The organism is Advenella kashmirensis WT001, assembly GCF_000219915.2.
Classification (GTDB): domain Bacteria; phylum Pseudomonadota; class Gammaproteobacteria; order Burkholderiales; family Burkholderiaceae_B; genus Advenella; species Advenella kashmirensis.
The window spans coordinates 860,636-877,891 of sequence record NC_017964.1 but is presented as its reverse complement, the minus strand read 5'-3'; the positions used below and the strand labels follow the sequence as shown (position 1 = coordinate 877,891).

15 protein-coding genes and 2 pseudogenes are annotated in these 17,256 nt (G+C 53.8%); 10 read left to right on the top strand and 7 right to left on the bottom strand.

Going from position 1 to position 17,256, the window contains the following annotated elements; translation table 11 throughout:
• Positions 1–87: 87 nt before the first annotated feature.
• Positions 88–597, bottom strand: a complete 510-nt coding sequence (locus tag TKWG_RS26395) for a LysR substrate-binding domain-containing protein (protein ID WP_322786619.1) — start codon at positions 595–597, stop codon at positions 88–90.
• Positions 546–1,034, bottom strand: a complete 489-nt coding sequence (locus TKWG_RS26390) for a LysR family transcriptional regulator (protein WP_322786598.1) — start codon at positions 1,032–1,034, stop codon at positions 546–548. Before TKWG_RS26390 ends, TKWG_RS26395 begins: the two co-directional genes overlap by 52 nt.
• A 270-nt stretch (positions 1,035–1,304) precedes the next feature.
• On the opposite strand from TKWG_RS26390, the pseudogene madL reads away from it, so the two are divergent.
• The 9 genes and pseudogenes from madL to TKWG_RS04075 all read left to right on the top strand — a co-directional run bounded on the left by madL (position 1,305) and on the right by TKWG_RS04075 (position 8,590).
• A pseudogene (gene madL / locus TKWG_RS04115) lies at positions 1,305–1,705 on the top strand (malonate transporter subunit MadL).
• 15 nt (positions 1,706–1,720) lie between these two features.
• Entirely contained in the window at positions 1,721–2,482 is a 762-nt protein-coding gene (gene madM / locus TKWG_RS04110; RefSeq protein ID WP_014749609.1) for a malonate transporter subunit MadM, read from the top strand.
• A 21-nt stretch (positions 2,483–2,503) separates the two neighbouring features.
• Positions 2,504–4,157, top strand: a pseudogene (gene mdcA / locus TKWG_RS04105) (malonate decarboxylase subunit alpha).
• A 6-nt stretch (positions 4,158–4,163) separates the two neighbouring features.
• The gene (gene mdcC, locus TKWG_RS04100) at positions 4,164–4,478 is read left to right on the top strand and encodes a malonate decarboxylase acyl carrier protein (RefSeq protein ID WP_041709008.1); all 315 of its coding nucleotides are present in this window, start codon (positions 4,164–4,166) and stop codon (positions 4,476–4,478) included.
• Positions 4,475–5,389, top strand: coding sequence for a biotin-independent malonate decarboxylase subunit beta (locus tag TKWG_RS04095; RefSeq protein WP_014749605.1), 915 nt, complete (start codon positions 4,475–4,477; stop codon positions 5,387–5,389). The genes mdcC and TKWG_RS04095 overlap by 4 nt, the downstream gene beginning before the upstream one ends.
• Positions 5,386–6,096 (top strand): biotin-independent malonate decarboxylase subunit gamma, encoded by a 711-nt coding sequence (locus tag TKWG_RS04090; RefSeq protein WP_014749604.1) that lies wholly within the window; start codon positions 5,386–5,388, stop codon positions 6,094–6,096. The genes TKWG_RS04095 and TKWG_RS04090 overlap by 4 nt, the downstream gene beginning before the upstream one ends.
• Before the next feature lie 9 nt (positions 6,097–6,105).
• A complete protein-coding gene (gene mdcG / locus TKWG_RS21090) occupies positions 6,106–6,777 on the top strand; it encodes a malonate decarboxylase holo-[acyl-carrier-protein] synthase (protein ID WP_014749603.1) in 672 nt (223 codons plus the stop codon).
• On the top strand, positions 6,767–7,612 hold the full coding sequence (gene mdcB / locus TKWG_RS04080) for a triphosphoribosyl-dephospho-CoA synthase MdcB (RefSeq protein ID WP_014749602.1): 846 nt from the start codon (positions 6,767–6,769) through the stop codon (positions 7,610–7,612). Before mdcG ends, mdcB begins: the two co-directional genes overlap by 11 nt.
• Positions 7,613–7,642: 30 nt before the next feature.
• Positions 7,643–8,590 carry an acyltransferase domain-containing protein gene (locus TKWG_RS04075; RefSeq protein ID WP_014749601.1) on the top strand — a complete coding sequence of 316 codons (948 nt, stop codon included), beginning with the start codon at positions 7,643–7,645 and terminating at the stop codon, positions 8,588–8,590.
• Here TKWG_RS04075 and TKWG_RS23520 read toward each other — a convergent pair.
• The 5 genes from TKWG_RS23520 to TKWG_RS04055 form a co-directional block, all read right to left on the bottom strand.
• Positions 8,579–8,722 carry a hypothetical protein gene (locus TKWG_RS23520; protein ID WP_171815118.1) on the bottom strand — a complete coding sequence of 48 codons (144 nt, stop codon included), beginning with the start codon at positions 8,720–8,722 and terminating at the stop codon, positions 8,579–8,581. The two genes, TKWG_RS04075 and TKWG_RS23520, sit on opposite strands and share 12 nt — an antisense overlap.
• Positions 8,723–8,817: 95 nt before the next feature.
• Positions 8,818–9,624, bottom strand: a complete 807-nt coding sequence (locus TKWG_RS04070; RefSeq protein WP_014749600.1) for an OmpA family protein — start codon at positions 9,622–9,624, stop codon at positions 8,818–8,820.
• Positions 9,625–9,699: 75 nt separating this feature from the next.
• Positions 9,700–12,642: a YadA-like family protein gene (locus TKWG_RS04065; protein WP_041709005.1), complete on the bottom strand. Its 2,943-nt coding sequence runs from the start codon at positions 12,640–12,642 to the stop codon at positions 9,700–9,702.
• Positions 12,639–14,561 (bottom strand): ESPR-type extended signal peptide-containing protein, encoded by a 1,923-nt coding sequence (locus TKWG_RS04060; RefSeq protein ID WP_171815117.1) that lies wholly within the window; start codon positions 14,559–14,561, stop codon positions 12,639–12,641. The genes TKWG_RS04065 and TKWG_RS04060 overlap by 4 nt, the downstream gene beginning before the upstream one ends.
• Positions 14,562–14,933: 372 nt before the next feature.
• Positions 14,934–15,725 (bottom strand): helix-turn-helix domain-containing protein, encoded by a 792-nt coding sequence (locus TKWG_RS04055; protein ID WP_014749599.1) that lies wholly within the window; start codon positions 15,723–15,725, stop codon positions 14,934–14,936.
• Positions 15,726–16,246: 521 nt separating this feature from the next.
• On the opposite strand from TKWG_RS04055, the gene TKWG_RS04050 reads away from it, so the two are divergent.
• Positions 16,247–17,017: a glutaredoxin family protein gene (locus tag TKWG_RS04050; RefSeq protein WP_014749598.1), complete on the top strand. Its 771-nt coding sequence runs from the start codon at positions 16,247–16,249 to the stop codon at positions 17,015–17,017.
• The last annotated feature ends 239 nt before the right edge of the window (positions 17,018–17,256 follow it).

Below are 17,256 nucleotides of genomic sequence, written 5' to 3'. Positions count from 1 at the left end.
AGGCGCAACCGGTGCCCCTGCCGCTGGAACATACGTCCACCCTTTCGCCGCCTGATCTGAAATCGCCATAAATACTGGCCTGCCAATTCATTCGGCCTCTCCAAACATGGGGAAATCTGCGCCTCGCAACAGGCGGCGACTGTAGGTGCGGCCCTCTGCCGCCAAGGCAAGCAAATTGCGATCCTGTTCCCGGCTATCCAGAAACAGCAACGCAATGTGTTGGGAATAGGCATGACCGGGACTTAATGGAATCAATTTGATACGTGGTGTAAACGATGCAATTCGCCCAGGCAACAAACTGATTCCCATGCCGTTGCTCACCAGATTGATTAGCGAAAAAATATCGCCCACATGCATTCCTATCACAGGTGAAATTCCCGCATTCTCCATCATCTGGTTAAAACTGAATGATGTGATGAACCCATCGGCCAGAGTCACAAAGTTCTCGCTGGCCAGCTCCTGCAAATCAACCTCGGCACGATTCGCATACGGAGAATCCAGAGGGACAGCCAAAAACATTTCGTCCGAGAATAATGGCACCGTAATCAGGCGCTTGCTGGCAATACCGTCATGCACCCCGATGACAATGGCATCCAGTCTGCCATCTTGCAGCTTTTGCAGCAGTTCATCATTGGAACCAGTGTCAGCTCTATATTGAGCCCGTCCTTGCGCAACTTTGTTCCGACAATCAGGTGCGGAATGCAATGCAAGGTAAGCGAATAGATGGCGCCCAGCCGCAACCGCGACGCATTAATGCCCGCCATGTCTCGCACTGCCTGGATGCCCTCTTCGCACTCGGCTACGACCCGACGGGCAGATTCAGCCAGTCGGTGCGCCGTATCCTGCGGGACCAGATTTCTTCCTTCCAGCTTGAACAGCGGGCAGCCAATGGCCTGCTCAAGTGAATGCAAGGCGCGGTGTACGCTGACAACGCTCTGACCCAGATCCTCTGCGACCCGGGCCAGATTGTTGCGCTCCATGAAAGCCAGAAAGACTTCCAGTTTTTTCAGGGTAATGGATTCATCAATGGCCATGGGTTTAACTCATTGGATGTCTAGGGTAAACGATAGGCCGGGCCAAACAACCTGCTCGTTGACTATAGAAACGCAGGACGGGACAACGAAATATTTAACCTCAGGCTAAACGATTGTACATGCAGGTTGATTGAAAAGCCCATCATCCCTGTCTATTGTCTGTCTTACGAAAAGGAGTTTGTGTGAGGTTGGCATCGCCTTATGCAGCACGAGTCCCTTTCGGCACAAAAAACGCTTAACTACACAGCAAAAACATCCGGAGACAAAACCATGATTATTTACGGTACAGCCATACTGGCTGCATGTCATTTACTTGGAGTCTACATTGGCGACCTGCTGGGCATGCTCATCGGCGTGAAGGCCAACGTGGTGGAGTCGGCATCTCTATGATGCTGCTCATTGCAGCCCGTAGCTACCTTCACAAAAAAGGACTCATGCCCGCCACCACATTGGCCGGCGTGGGGTTCTGGTCTGCCATGTATATTCCCATCGTGATTGCCATGGCCTCACAGCAAAATGTCGTAGCCGCACTCAAGGGCGGCCCGGTCGCCATCCTGGGTGCAATCCTGACGGTGGCGCTAACAGTATGCGTTATCGCGATCATCAATCGCTCCGGCCCTGAGGATGCCGGCGCTACCTGGCAAGCCAGCCTCGCTGCTGATCAGGCCTGACGGGGAGACATGACCATGGATATGTTGAAACAGGCAATTATGCAGAACAATCTGATCGCTGCCTTCGCTTTCGTTGGCCTGATCATATGGATATCAGGCCATCTGTCAAGACGACTGACCAATGGACGCGTACATGGCTCAGCCATTGCCATTGTGATTGGCCTGATACTTGCCTATTGGGGTGGAATGGAAACGGGTGGCACAAAAGGCTTGGCCGACGTCAAGCTGTTTGCCGGGATAGGGCTGATGGGCGGCGCCATGTTGCGCGATTTTGCCATCGTTGCGACGGCATTTGACGTGCAGGTAGAAGAAGTTAAAAAGGCAGGCCTCATCGGCATGGTTTCCCTGATGCTGGGTATCGTACTCCCATTCGTTGTGGGGGCCAGCGTTGCCTATGCATTCGGCTATCGGGACGCGGTATCCATGGCGACCATCGGCGCCGGGGCCATGACCTACATTGTCGGTCCTGTTACGGGTGCAGCAATCGGTGCCAGTTCTGACGTCATTGCCCTGTCCATCGGCGTGGGCCTGATCAAGGCCATTCTTGTCATGGTCTTTACGCCCGCAACCGCTAGATTCATGCGCCTGGATAATCCACGCTCAGCGATGGTCTTTGGCGGCATGGCAGGAACGACTAGCGGTGTCGCGGCAGGTCTGGCAGCGACAGACCCGCGTCTGGTCCCTTATGGCGCACTGACGGCAACCTTTTATACCGGCCTGGGCTGTCTGATGGGGCCTTCTGTGCTGTTTCTCGCGACAAGAGCGTTATTCGGTTAATTTATGCAACAGGAATATTTTATGAATCACACCGGCACCCCACAAGTCTGGGATAAACGAAAGCGCGGACGACAGCGACGTCTGGAACGCGCAGCCAACCTGGGACTGGGCCCTCAAATCAGCCAAGAGCAGATCACTCAGTTGCTGCAGGCGGTAATTGAACCTGATGACCGCGTGTGCCTGGAAGGCAATAACCAGAAGCAGGCCGATTTTCTGGCCGACTCGCTAGCTGCTTGTGATCCGCAACGATTGCATCATCTGCATATGGTGCAGTCTGTGCTCGCCCTGCCCAGTCATCTGGATCTGTTTGAGAACGGCATTGCCAGCCGACTGGATTTTTCTTTTTCAGGCCCGCAAGGGGGCCGGCTGGCGCGACTGGTACAGGACAAACAGATCGAGATCGGCGCTATCCATACTTATCTGGAACTGTTCGGTCGCTACTTTACCGATCTGACCCCCAATGTCTGCCTGATTGCGGCGCAGGCCGCCGATGCTGCCGGTAACCTGTACACCGGCCCGAATACCGAAGATACACCCGCCATCGTAGAGGCCACGGCGTTTCGCAGCGGAATCGTGATCGCTCAGGTCAATGAACGATTGGACAAACTTCCACGGGTCGATATTCCGGCGGATTGGGTCGACTTTACCGTAGTCGCACCGCGCCCCAACTATATTGAACCCCTGTTCACCCGGGATCCGGCTCAGATTACAGAAGTGCAAATCCTGATGGCCATGATGGCTATCAAAGGTATCTACGCCGAGTACGGGGTACAACGGCTCAATCATGGAATTGGCTTTGATACCGCTGCGATCGAGCTGCTATTGCCCACGTATGCAACCGAACTTGGCCTGAAAGGAAAAATCTGCAGCCACTGGCCCTGAACCCCCACCCCACCCTCATTCCCGCGATTGAGTCCGGTTGTGTGCAATCCATCCATAGCTTTGGCTCCGAAGTGGGCATGGAAAATTACATTGCCGCCCGCCCCGATGTCTTTTTCACCGGTAGGGACGGCAGTATGCGTTCGAATCGTGCATTTAGCCAGACAGCCGGCCTGTATGCCTGCGATATGTTCATCGGCTCAACACTGCAAATCGATCTGGCCGGCAATAGCTCAACGGCAACCACTGGGCGCATTACGGGTTTCGGCGGCGCGCCCAATATGGGCTCAGACCCGCATGGCAGGCGGCATGCCTCTGCCGCCTGGCTCAAGGCGGGCAGAGAGGCAGGCGGGCCCGACGCCATACGCGGGCGCAAGCTGGTTGTGCAAACCGTAGAAACCTTTCGCGAACATATGACCCCGGTATTTGTGGAGGAGCTGGACGCCTGGCAACTGAAAGCAGCCATGGACGCCGAGTTGCCACCCATCATGATTTATGGCGACGATGTCACGCATATCGTGACCGAAGAAGGCATTGCCAATCTGCTTCTTTGTCGCAGCGCCGAAGAACGCGCCCAGGCCATTCGCGGCGTCGCCGGCTTTACACCGGTGGGCATGGCACGCGATCGACGCATGGTCGAAAATTTGCGCGATCGCGGCGTGGTGCGCCGCCCCGAAGATCTGGGCATTGATCCTCGCATGGCAACGCGGGATCTGCTGGCGGCCCGCTCGGTCAAAGATCTGGTCAGATGGTCTGGCGATCTTTACGCCCCCCTTCCCGATTCCGCAATTGGTGATTCTCCATGGAAAAACTTGAATATCTTTTTTCAACACCCACCATCAAACCCGCTAGTGGCGCCGTGCTGTGCGGCGTGGTTGGCTCGGGCAATCTTGAAGTGCTGATCCGGCCCGCAGACACTGCGACGTCCTGCACAATACAGATACAAACATCTGCCCGCGGATTCGGGGATATCTGGCAAGCCGTTCTGACAGAGTTTATATCTCACCATGCTGCAGGCGGCACGCACATCGCCATTAATGATATGGGTGCGACACCCGCGGTGGTCACGCTCAGGCTTGCCCAGGCAATCAGTCAATATGCAGGAGGTCTGAGATGATCACAGAAAACCGACCAGTGCTGTCGTTACGCCATAGTTACTTCGAAGCCACTGCCCGACAGCGTCTTTCCTGGATACTGGACAACGGCAGCTTTCGGGAACTGCTGCCGCCGACAGAGAGCGCACCCAGCACGCATCTGGCGGCACTGGATATCCCCGGTGCCTTCGACGACGGGGTTGTCATTGGCGAAGGCGCACTGAATAAAAGCCCGGTATTCATTATCGCGCAGGAAGGCCAGTTCATGGGCGGAGCAGTTGGCGAAATCCATGGCGCCAAAATTGTTGGCCTGCTGCGCCGTGCCATACGCGACAAACCCGCTGCCGTCCTGTTTCTGGTCGACTCGGGCGGCGTCAGGTTACATGAAGCCAATGCCGGATTGATCGCCATTTCCGAAATCATGCGCGCCATACTGGACACGCGCGCCGCTGGTGTACCGGTAGTGGCATTGGTAGGCGGCAGTTGCGGCGCGTTCGGCGGCATGGGCATTGTAACCAGCCTTTGTTCGGCAATTGTCATGTCTGAAGAAGGCCGGCTGGCGCTGTCCGGTCCTGAAGTTATCGAAACCGTGGCTGGTGTCGAGGAGTTCGACTCCCGTGATCGGGCGCTGGTGTGGCGCGTAACGGGCGGTAAGCACCGGTATCTGATGAACGATTGCGCTGCTCTGGTCGAAGACGATCCATTTGCATTCCGGGATACGGCAAAACAGCTTATTGCGGAGAATAAATTTGCACCACCTGATCTGGATGCGCAGAAACAGAACCAGGCGCGCCTGCTGGCTCGATTGGAGCGTTTCAAAGGTATGCGCGATGGCTTGCAAGTGTGGCAGGCCCTGGGCATTCCAACTCCCGTCAACATCCCCATGATGAACTGTACGGACCTGGCCCGACTGCATAAGGAGCTTTACACATGAACCTGAGTACCATTCTGGATGCCCTGTTCCCGGCAGGACATCAAGTTCGAGTCGATGGGCATCAACTGGCGGGAACCGCAAGCACCACCGCTGGCGACGTTACCGTACTGGGAACCACGGATGCTGCCGCTATCGACCACGAGATCGCGCTGTACCTGGCCCAGCAGATATTAGTCACGATCCAGGCGCATCCGCGTCGACCACTGATATTTCTGGTCGACACCCAGGGCCAGGCGTTATCGCGAGCTCAGGAGCTACTTTGCCTGAATGGAAGCCTGGCGCATCTGGCAGCCTGCGTCGATCTGGCCCGACGCCTTGGTCACGTCAGCCTGAGCCTGGTCACCGGAGAGGCGGTCAGCGGCGGCTACTTGTCTTTTGGTCTCATGGCAGACCGCGCCTACGCGCTGGCCAGCTCGCAAGTTCGGGTCATGGATTTGAAAGCCATGGCGCGTGTGACCAAGATAGATCATGCAAAATTGGTGGAGCTGTCAGCCAGTGCCCCTACCTTTGCACCTGGCGCGGAAAACTACCAGCGCATGGGTGCAATCGAGGCTATATGGCAGGCACCCTCTGCCACGCTGCTTGATGCTGCACTTGCTCAATTGTTAAAGACTCGCGCTGGCACAGACCTTCGCATGCTGGCGGCTCAGGATAGAACCGGACGGGTACAGGCGGCCAGCATTGTCGATCAGATCCTGGCAGCCTAGGAGATAATCATGCGTCGCCATGACCTTGCCTATCTGTACTCAAACGCAGAGTACCAGTTGCTCAGCCCTGTGCAGAGTCCAACCGCGCAAGCCGCACTGCAGCGTTGGCTGCACGCCCGGCACCCGCTGGTGGTAGCCCGGCAACCCGCAGCGGCTGATGCCCAGATCCTCTTGGGCCTGACATTGCCACCAGAGGCAGTGCACAGACGAATCAGCGTCTCAATCTGTCCCGATGCTATCCGGGCAATCACACCCCCGCTAGCCCTCGCTGATGGCGTAAATACATGCACTGCAGCGATTGCAGCGCCATTGAAACATCTGCTGCAGAAATGTGAGTCACACGATATTACTGTTAGTGTGTACGGATCGCTCGCATGGGAAATGCTCAGCGGAACGACATATCGACACGACAGGTCGGACATTGACGTTGTCTGCGATATTGCACATGTGGCTCAGCTTGATCCCTGCATTAAAGCCCTGCAACAGGCCCAACAAGCACTGCCCTGCTCACTGGATGGTGAAATACGCTTTGCCAGTGGTCCGGCCGTCAATTGGAAGGAGCTTTCCCGAACGTTATTGCAGCCGGCACTGCGCGTTGTCGCCAAGGATAATGCCAGCGTAGCATTACTGTGCCTGACAGACCTGCTGTCGCGGTTAAAGGAACACGATCATGTTTGCTGAGTCCCTCAGACCTGAACACGTGACTGATCAGGCCGCCCGCCAAATGTCGCCGGCATTGACGCCTGAAGCAATTGGCCGGCTGGCAATCGGCGCGCTGTATCGGGAGGTCGCCCTGGCGCCTAAACCGGGCCTGGTCAGCCCTGTTGACAGCGGCAGCCATACTGACATGGATTTCAGTACCTTTGTGCGAAGCCTTCAGGCACTGCGAGGGTATTTTCCAGCGATCGCTCGCTTGGGCATGCAAACACCAACTTATGCACAGTTGCAATATTGCGGCATGGACGCAGAACAGCGCATGCTGCAGGCCACCAATGGCGTCAATACTCACCGCGGAGCAATTTTCAACCTGGGGTTGCTATGTGCAGCAGCGGGCATTGATATTGCCCTTGCCGGTTCGTGCTCGGCCGAATCGGTGAGCCAGCGCGTTGCAGATCTGTGGGGGCCAGCCATCATGGTTACGGCAAAAACCACACAGGATAGTCACGGCGCAGTCGTTCAACGCCGTTACGGTAGTGGAGGTGCGCGGGCCGAGGCTGCCGCGGGCTTTCCCTCGGCCATCAGGATCGGCTTACCGGCCTATCGTGCGGCGCTTGCACAAACCCAGTGCACGCAACTGGCCGCCGTTCAGTGTTTTTTTACACTGATGGCTGAACTTGAAGACACCAATCTGCTTTGGCGAGGCGGCCGTCAAGGACTGGCGTTTGCCCGCGAAGCTGCAACGACGTTTCTTGACCGTGGTGGCGTATACGTCCAGGACTGGCAAAGTCAGGCCCAGACATTGCATACGCAATTCGTGGCCCGTCGACTGAGCCTGGCGGATCGGCCGATTTGCTAGGGATTGTGCTGTTTCTGGAGTCCCTCTGACATGCGACTTGCCATTCTCTTCAGTGGCCAGGGACAGCAATCTGCTGAGCATTTTCAAGCGCTACAGGCGATGGTGTCACCAGAAACGGCGGCACAATTGTCAAAACAGCTGCCTGATGTCTGGCATAACGCTGCAGTCCATTGCGAGACACTTGGACAAAACAGGATTGCTCAGCCGTTTATCTTTGCGTTTCAATTGCAATGGTGGCACACACTGCGACCATTGCTGCCGCGACCGATTTGCGCCGCGGGATATTCTCTGGGGGAGTTGGCCGCTTGCAGCGCAGCCGGCGCTTTCGATATGCAGCAGGGAATCGTTCTGGCAGCACAACGGGCTGCTTGCATGGACGATTGCATACAAACACAGGCCGGTTTAACGAGCATCATGGGCTTGCCTCTGGAAAATATCGAGGCGATTACCGCCAACAGCAATACGCATCTGGCCATCATCAACCCTGAGCAACACTATGTCATTGGCGGTTTCGAACAAGACTTGCAACATGCCGGTCAACAGGCCTACGATCAAGGCGCCATGCGCGTGGTCAGGCTGTCTGTTCAGACGCCATCGCATACGGCGCTGCTGCAATCTGCGACACCGGCTTTCGCTCGTCACCTTGCGCCCTATTGCAATAAGGCGCCCCTGGCATTCAAAGTGCATAGCGCCATGGACGGTCGCGCAGCCATGCTTGTAGCGCAGGCGCTGGACGCCCTGGCTGAGCAGATAAGCCATGCCATGAATTGGGTAGCCTGCCTGCAAGCCGTTCGTGAATTGCAACCGGATGCCGTACTTGAGATCGGTCCGGGTCGCGCTATGCTCGTATGTGGAACGCCATCTATCCAGATGTACCTGCCAGATCAATCGATGACTTCCGCAGCCCGAGTGGGATACAAACGTGGGTTGACAATGTGCGGGCGCGCTGTTGATGCCAATGCGTCATCACCAGGGTGAAGGTACCCGAGCCATATATTCCGGAATGATCATATTGGTTGTGAACAATTGAATCTCCGGTACCGCAACCAGTACCATTTGCAACAAGGGGATGTGCCTGCCGGGCGTTATCCCGGCATATGCGTGATACATGATCACGCCCCTGTGCTGCAGGTTTGCGCAAGACAGGGGCGCAATTCAAATCACCCGGACGTATATCGCAAGCGGCTTCGGGTCTGACACATCACTTATTTTTCCACCGTCACCTCGACACGGCGATTGGGCACCAGACAACGGATCAGCGCTGCCTCGTCACCGTTATTGCATTGCGCCACCGGCTGAGATTCTCCCATGCCCCGACTATGGATCAGATCGGCAGCAACGCCGTTCTGGATCAAATAGCCGCGTACCGTATCGGCCCGGGCTTTAGACAAGCGCTGATTATACGCATTCGAGCCCAGCCTATCGGTATGGCCTGTAACAGAAATGGCACGGATGCCTTGCGTGCCACGCAGGCTTTCGGCCAGCTTGCTCAGCGCCTGCCGGCCTGATGTCACATCGCTAAGCGTAGAGCGATCAAATTCAAATAACGCATCGGCGCTCAGGGTATAGGTTTGCGGTGCAGCGCCAGGAGGACAGCCTGCGCCCGAGTCACCAACCGGCTTCCAGTACATATTGCGGGCCAGATGCTCAGCGTCGAACAGAATCTTGAACTGACAACGGGTCACGTCATTTGCACCCTGACCGGCGCCGGGAAAGTGCATGAGATAATCCCATTCGTCGCTGCCAAAACCCTCATCAAAGTGCGGGCGACCAAGCAGATGATAGAGCTGGTCCCTGGTCATTCCGGGGCGAATCAGTGAAATGCTTTGCTGTGTTGGATAAATGCCCTGCTTGTTATCGAATGTAATACGGTTTACGTCGGGCCACACCACATTGTCACTGGTGCCGTCGGGTTTAACGTCGCTTAGCGTCGAGCAGCCGGCCAGGAGTACAGTCATGATTGCTGTCACGGCGAAGGCAGCCCGATTGGATTTGAAAATTTTATATCGCATCTTAAGTATCCCTTTAAACCATGGTGATTCTTCTCCGGTGCATGCGTGCACGCACCGGCGTGTTCTATTGCATTATTACCATTGGTATCCGACACCAACCGTGCCACCCACCTGGCCGCGACTGGAGCTGGTGATCGAGCCTTTCAGAACCCATTTTCCGTTACCCGATACGGTGGACAGGCCCATGGCGACACCGGACTCTCCCTGAAACACACTGCCGGCCACCGCAAACATGCTTTTTCCGGGCAGATATGCCTGAGGTAAGCCAGCGACCGCCATTGCTGCAGCAGTGCCGGCCTCGGCCCGTTTTTCAGCGCGATTGATCCGCGAATTCAGGTTACTCTCGACGCTACTCAATTGACGTACGTTCACCGCATCCATCGGGGCTGAACCATTTGCGACCTGATGAATCTGATTGCCGCCCATGCTCACGTTTGTCTCCGGCCTGATCTCAACTGATTGTGAATTGGCCACGAAGGCGCCCCCCCCTATGTTCACACTATTGAAGGTCGGATTATCATCAACGGCGATGGTCACGTTCCTGCCGTCGCGCGTGATATTGACGTTACTGCCGTCGTTGAGTTGAACCGTATCGTTGTTCAGGACCTTGGACGGTGTGTCGCCGTTGGTTTGCAGGTTCCAGCCCACTGTTTTGACTTCGCCGATAATGTTGTACAACTGGCTGCCATTGACTGCGTCCTGACTGGTCGCACTAATGTCTCCTGCTCCCACATTAGTAATTTTGTTGCCCGACATATTCAGTGATCCACCTATGGTGGTATTGCCGGCAACCGTCAACTCCTGAAATACCGGGGCTTGCGCCATCTGGACTTTGACTTCATTGCCCTCCACCACCGTGCGGATATTGGCCCCGCTATATGTACCTGCCGTTGTCGCTTCGCCGGTGATCTTCAATTGCTGCCCAAGCTTGCGATCAACCGATCCACTATTGCCGGTAAACGTAATGGGCAGGTTGCTCAGTTCGCCAATCTCCTGTTGCACGCCGAACAATTGCCCGCCATTGACTGCGTCTTTACTGCCGCTGGCAACCAACCCGTCTGAAACACCGGTAATTTTCCCGGTGCCCCCGGCATTCACAGTCACTGCCCCAAACACTGGAGATTCGGACAACATGATATTCATGGCGCCGGTGTCTGGGTCAACTTCCGTACGAATATTCTTGTTGGAGGCTGCGGCCAGTGGATCAAGTCCGCCCTGGATCACCATCGTAGAACCAAGATCACGATGAACAGTGCCCACATTACCCGCAAAATTTAAGCCCTTGGCTGTCAACTCGTCGTCCTGGTCCTTCAACTGGCTGACATTGATCGCGTCCATGGGATCTACACCGGCTGCTACATTATTGATCCGGTTTCCGCCCATATTTACGATCGTGCCCGGGTTGATGGTCAGGCTGTTGCCGATCACCGCACCGCCATTGAACGTGCTTAGTCCCATCACTGACAACGTGCCTGCCAGGTCTACATTGTCATTCAGGTTGACCTTGATCTGATTGCCTGTCTGCACTACGTTCGTGTTAGTGCCGCCGATAAAGTCTGCACTGCCCCCCGGAGCGATGTTCTGTGTCGTCGCGCCGTTGTTGGCTGTCAGGTTCCAGCCTTTGTTTGCTGTGGTCTGTACTTCAAACAACTGACTGCCGTTGACTGCATCGGTACTGAACTCGGTGACTGCGCCGTCCATCACACCCGTGATTTTGCCGGACCCTCCGTCGTTAATAACGACATCACCAAATCGGGGAGAATCTGCCATCTGAATACGGATTACGCCCGCATCATTGAACGTTTGTACATTCTGGCTTGAGTAGGTTCCTGCTACCGGCGCTGCACCCCCTACAATAGAAAGTGTCTGGCCCAGATCCTTGTGTACCGACAACCCATCATTACCTACAAAGTTCAAGCCCTTGGCCGTCAGATCATCGCCCTGATCGGTCAGCTGGCTGACATTGACGGCGTCTGTGCCCACAACCCCCGCGGCTACGTTATTGATCCGATTGCCACCCATATCCACGGTCGTACCGGGGTTAACCGTCAGACTGTTACCGATCACCGCACCGCCATTGAACGTACTCAGGCCCGTTACCGACAGGGCGCCGGCCAGATTCACATTGTCATTCAGATTCACCTTGATCTGATTGCCTGTTTGCACCACGTTCGTGTTGGTGCCACCGATAAAGTCTGCACTGCCCCCCGGAGCGATGTTCTGTGTGGTCGCACCGTTATTGGCTGTCAGGTTCCAGCCTTTGTTTGCGGTTGTCTGCACACCAAACAGCTGGCTACCATTAACCGCATCGGTACTCAGTTCGGTGACATCCCCATCGGTGACGCCGGTAATTTTGCCGCTGCCGCCATCGTTGATAACCACATTACCGAACTTCGGCGAATCAGCCATCTGAATGCGGATGGCTCCCCCATCGTTGAATGTTTGCACATTCTGGCTTGAGTATGTACCTGCTACCGGCGCTGTGCCCCCGACAATAGAAAGCGTCTGACCCAGATCCTTGTGTATTGGCAATGCATCATTACCCACAAAATTCAAACCCTTGGCTGTCAGATCCTCACCCTGATCGGTCAACTGGCTGACATTAACTGCATCGGTATCTGCAACCCCTGCGGCTACATTATTAATCCGGTTGCCGCCCATATCCACGGTCGTACCCGGATTTACCGTCAGACTGTTGCCAATGACCGCACCGCCATTGAACGTGCTCAGGCCCGTTACCGATAAGGTGCCAGCCAAATTCACATTATCATTCAGATTGACCTTGATCTGGTTACCCGTCTGCACCACGTTCGTATTGGTACCGCCAATAAAGTCTGCACTGCCCCCCGGGGCGATATTTTGTGTCGTCGCGCCGTTGTTGGCGGTCAGATTCCAACCAGCACCCGCAGTGTTCTGTACGGCAAAGAGTTGACTGCCATTGACTGCATCCTTGCTAAACTCGGTCACTGCGCCGTCCATGACACCCGTGATCTTGCCGCTGCCAGCATCATTGATCACAACTCCTCCGAATTTCGGAGAATCGGCCATCTGAATGCGGATGCTCCGCCATCGTTGAACGTTTGCACATTCTGGCTTGAGTAGGTTCCCGTTACCGGCGCTGCGCCCCCGACAATAGAAAGCGTCTGACCCAGGTCCTTGTGTATTGACAATGCATCATTACCCACAAAGTTCAGGCCCTTGGCGGTCAGATCCTCACCCTGATTGGTCAACTGGCTGACATTGACCGCATCGGTATCTGCAACCCCTGCGGCCACGTTAGTGATCCGGTTACCGCCCATATTCACCGTTGTAACTGGATTCACTGTCAGGCTATTACCGATCACCGCACCGCCATTGAATGTGCTCAGACCCGTTACCGACAGGGTGCCAGCCAAATTCACATTGTCATTCAGATTAACTTTGATCTGGTTACCGGTCTGTACCACGTTCGTGTTGGTACCACCGATAAAGTCTGCACTGCCCCCGGGAGCGATGTTCTGTATGGTAGCGCCATTATTGGCGGTCAGATCCCAGCCTTTGTTGGCTGTTGTCTCTACCTCAAACAGCTGGCTGCCATTCACTGCGTCGGAACTTAGGGCAGTAACATCACCATCGGTGACGCCTGTAATCTTGCCTGAACCGGCACTGTTAATGACCACATTGCCAAACTTCGGCGAGTCAGCCATCTGGATGCGAATGGCTCCGGCGTCGTTGAACGTTTGTATATTCTGACTTGTGAAGGTACCTGCTACCGGCACCGCGCCACCCACAATAGACAGGGTTTGACCCAGATCCTTATGTACAGATAACCCGGCATTGCCCACAAAGTTCAGGCCCTTCGCTGTCAGATCCTCGCCCTGGTCGGTCAACTGGCTGACATTGACTGCATCGGTATCAGCAACCCCTGCGGCCACGTTATTGATCCGGTTACCGCCCATATTCACCGTTGTAGCCGGATTCACTGTCAGGCTATCGCCGATCACCGCGCCACCATTGAACGTGCTCAAGCCGGTCACCGACAGTGTGCCTGCCAGGTTCACGCTGTCATTTAGGTTGACCTTGATCTGGTTACCCGTCTGTACCACATTCGTATTAGTGCCGCCGATAAAGTCCGCACTGCCTCCCGGAGCGATGTTCTGTGTGGTCGCACCGTTATTGGCCGTCAGGTTCCAGCCGGCCCCGGCGCCGGTGGCCAGGCTTTCAACTGCCTTCAACTGGCTAACATTGACCGCATCCGTATTCTGCGTACCACCCGCAACGCCGGTAATCTGACGCAGTTTCCCTGTGGCTGGATCGCCGACACTCAAGGCGCCTAATGAACTCGTTGTTGCATTAACGGCAGCAATTGAAGGCACGGAGGCTCCTACGGGCGCGTACGGTGCGATACCTCCTGCCGTATTGGCGACCGAACCTGCTCCCAGCGCAATACCATTAGCGACAGTCGTTGTCGCACCCAACCCCAATGCAACGCCGCTGGTGGCCCCGATGGAGACCACAGCGTCTTTGCCAATTGCAATACCGTCCGCAGCGGCTGCGCCATCATTGTCAACGTTTCCTCCTCCAGTAGAATTTACGCTGAAATATTCCAATGGGTTGTCGACCAGGCCTTGCAACGCTTCAGCACAGACTAACGTATCGGAGCTCCCGGTACCCTCGCCCTTGATCGTTATCGTGCCGCCAGTATCATTCCCCCAGGAAAATGTACATTCTGACGTAGTGAGATCCCCTGCGGCCAATGCCATTGGCGGAAACAGGGCAATGGCGCCCGTGAATAAGACCGGAAGTAGCGCCTTGATCGCAACATCATGAAAAGGCAGGCTACCAAACTCTGTTTTTTCGGTTCCGGTGCTGGCTTTGCGTCCTCTCTTTGTATTTTCGGACACAGCAACAAAAGTGCCTGTTTTTTCACACCAAATAGATCTGTATATTCGATTCATTTTCCAACTCCCCATTGAAATCCATAACATTTCATATTTTTACTAAATGTTATTAAACGAAAAATTTAGTACTTATTTCGTAAGCATCATAGAAGAGTGGAAAGCCGGCATTTTATCTATAAGTACAGAAGTTTCATCAAATACAAACATTGGAAAGCAGAATAAAATTTTTATGAATTATTTAATATTTACTAACATTTATTTACTTTCTGTGTTGTTTAAATGCTTCGTTTTTTGAAATATCTTTCAAAAATGACCAAAAATCGCAGTAGCGATAACCGCAGGTACCTGCGGCCAGACGGCCCGAACGTCCAGCCGCATTCGCCCGCAAAGACATTTCTTGCGAGTGGAGTGTCTGATCTGCCGAAGTTGTCAGCTCATCGTTTTTCTGTAAGCAGTAGGCGGCATGCCATACTGTTTACTAAAAGAAGAAGTAAATGCCGAAAGAGAAGTAAAGCCGATTTCTTCGGCAATATCTGTGATACTGAGCTGCGTTTCCCTAAGCAGCACCTGAGAATAGTCCAGGCGCAGTCGGCTCAGGTACTCGTATATCGTTTCATGCATATGCGCCTGGAATACACGCGCCAGTTTTTTCTTATGCACCCCCAACTCGCTTGCCAGCTGATCCAAAGTCGGTGGATCGTTAAGGTGCTCGGATAAATAGAGCTTGATGCGATTTATGGTGGCTTCCCTGTTTTCCTTCTGCAGGGGCAAGGTTTGATGCACCTTCTGCCTGGCGTAGGACAAATGAATATTCATCCTGGCCACGACCTCCTCTATCGTGTATTGCCCATAGATAAAATCCGAAGCACCATGTTGCAAGGCATGAAGACGGGTCTGCAAATCCGACGATTTGCACAGGATGATAATTGGAATATATTTGGTCAATAACGAACTGCGCAGGATGTCAAACAACTCAAAACGGTTGCGGCTCTCGGTCATGTTAAAGTCAAGCACAATCAGATTGGGACACTGTGTCGCGGCGCATTCATATCCCTTGACATTATTTTGCGCGGTGCTTAAATGAAAACCCTGGGCTTCCAGACTGTCGCATAACGCTGATAACGAGCTCTGACAAACACTGACGATGAGGATGTGCTGGCTGTTGGAGTTAATATAATTACCCGTTCTTTCACACCATATTGATTTATATGTCTGGTTCATTTTTTTGCCTCACCACAGCTTATAAGTTATTCTAATAAATACTGAATGTTACTAAACAAAACTTTTTTCTGTTACAAAGCAGATCATATCTGCCCAAAAGAAGACTGTTTTATCTAAAGAGACATAAATTTCATCTTATGTTTAATTTTCCCTATTTAGTTGTAATTTTTTAAAAAAAGAATTATTTAGTTACATATGTTATTGTGTTTTTCGTCAAAGTCGGCAAAAAGCACGTCATCTGGCAAACTTGAGCTGCGTCTTTGCCTCCCTAACAATAAATCATCCGACCGGACGACACTAAGCCCACAAAGCATCCTCTGTATCAGCGACACGCTCCTGGCATTGGGGCGATTTTTTCGCCTGGAAAAAAACGCTTTGTGAAAAATATATAATGAAATCACATACATGATAAAAACAAATCGCGCCAAAGGTACGCCTGAATACAGGCATCTGATAGACAGGTAGCCGCGTCAATTTACTTCTTGCTATTACCTCATATCCAGCATTAACAGGAGACCGAGATGGCCAGAGAAATACAGTCCCTCAGAAAAGCAGTTATTTATCGCATGGTCATGCCCGAGCACACATGCCCGTATGGCCTGAAAGCCAGAGCGCTGTTGCAGCGCTCCGGTTACGACGTGGAGGATCATTGGCTGACCTCGCACGAAGACACAGAAGCCTTCAAGGAACAACACGCCGTACCCACCACACCGCAGATTTTCATTGACGGCACAAGAATCGGCGGGTACGACGATCTGCGGCGTTATTTAGGCAAGAAAGTCTTTGAGCCCGGTCAGACAAGCTACCGGCCCGTGATCGCTCTATTTGCCATGACGTTTTTGATGTCGCTTGCCGTAAGCTACCTGGTATACGGCCAACCCTTGACGGCGCAGGCAATCAAGTGGTTTATTGCTTTTAGCATGGTGATCCTGGCGCTGCTTAAACTACAAGACGTGGAAAGCTTTTCCACCATGTTTTTGAATTACGATCTACTGGCCAGGCGCTGGGTGCCGTACGCCTATATTTACCCGTTCGCAGAAGGCCTGGCCGGCATTTTAATGATCGGCAATATACTGACATGGTTATCTGTGCCGGTTGCGCTTTTTATTGGAACAATAGGTGCAGCGTCAGTCATCAAGGCTGTTTACATCGACCAACGACAATTGAAATGCGCCTGCGTTGGCGGGTCAAGCAATGTACCGCTGGGATTTATCTCGCTAACTGAAAACCTGATGATGATTGCAATGGCGGCCTGGATGGCTTTTGCTGCATGGGGAAACGGTGGTCATTAGGTATTTTTCTGCAGCGGTCTTCAGTAGTTATTTTTATTCGCAGCGGTCGTTAGCCCCACGCTGTGGTAATTACGCTCATCGTGACGATATGTGATTCGGCACAGTTGCCCGATCGATAGCTGCGCAAATATTCATGCGACATCACTAATATATAAATTCGTGCGCTCATAATAATGTCATGCCGCGTCCCATCTGTGCGACCGTGCCAGCATCCGTTCCAATGGACGGATAACGCACTG

Excerpts from the sequence above, each read along its gene's own strand:
- mdcC (WP_041709008.1), top strand. The coding sequence starts at position 4,164 with ATGGAAAAACTTGAATATCTTTTTTCAACACCCACCATCAAACCCGCT.
- mdcB (WP_014749602.1), top strand. The coding sequence starts at position 6,767 with ATGTTTGCTGAGTCCCTCAGACCTGAACACGTGACTGATCAGGCCGCC.
- TKWG_RS04050 (WP_014749598.1), top strand. The coding sequence starts at position 16,247 with ATGGCCAGAGAAATACAGTCCCTCAGAAAAGCAGTTATTTATCGCATG.
- madM (WP_014749609.1), top strand. The coding sequence starts at position 1,721 with ATGGATATGTTGAAACAGGCAATTATGCAGAACAATCTGATCGCTGCC.
- TKWG_RS04095 (WP_014749605.1), top strand. The coding sequence starts at position 4,475 with ATGATCACAGAAAACCGACCAGTGCTGTCGTTACGCCATAGTTACTTC.
- TKWG_RS04060 (WP_171815117.1), bottom strand. The coding sequence starts at position 14,561 with ATGAATCGAATATACAGATCTATTTGGTGTGAAAAAACAGGCACTTTT.
- TKWG_RS26390 (WP_322786598.1), bottom strand. The coding sequence starts at position 1,034 with ATGGCCATTGATGAATCCATTACCCTGAAAAAACTGGAAGTCTTTCTG.
- TKWG_RS04090 (WP_014749604.1), top strand. The coding sequence starts at position 5,386 with ATGAACCTGAGTACCATTCTGGATGCCCTGTTCCCGGCAGGACATCAA.
- mdcG (WP_014749603.1), top strand. The coding sequence starts at position 6,106 with ATGCGTCGCCATGACCTTGCCTATCTGTACTCAAACGCAGAGTACCAG.
- TKWG_RS04055 (WP_014749599.1), bottom strand. The coding sequence starts at position 15,725 with ATGAACCAGACATATAAATCAATATGGTGTGAAAGAACGGGTAATTAT.
- TKWG_RS04070 (WP_014749600.1), bottom strand. The coding sequence starts at position 9,624 with ATGCGATATAAAATTTTCAAATCCAATCGGGCTGCCTTCGCCGTGACA.
- TKWG_RS23520 (WP_171815118.1), bottom strand. The coding sequence starts at position 8,722 with ATGTATCACGCATATGCCGGGATAACGCCCGGCAGGCACATCCCCTTG.
- TKWG_RS04075 (WP_014749601.1), top strand. The coding sequence starts at position 7,643 with ATGCGACTTGCCATTCTCTTCAGTGGCCAGGGACAGCAATCTGCTGAG.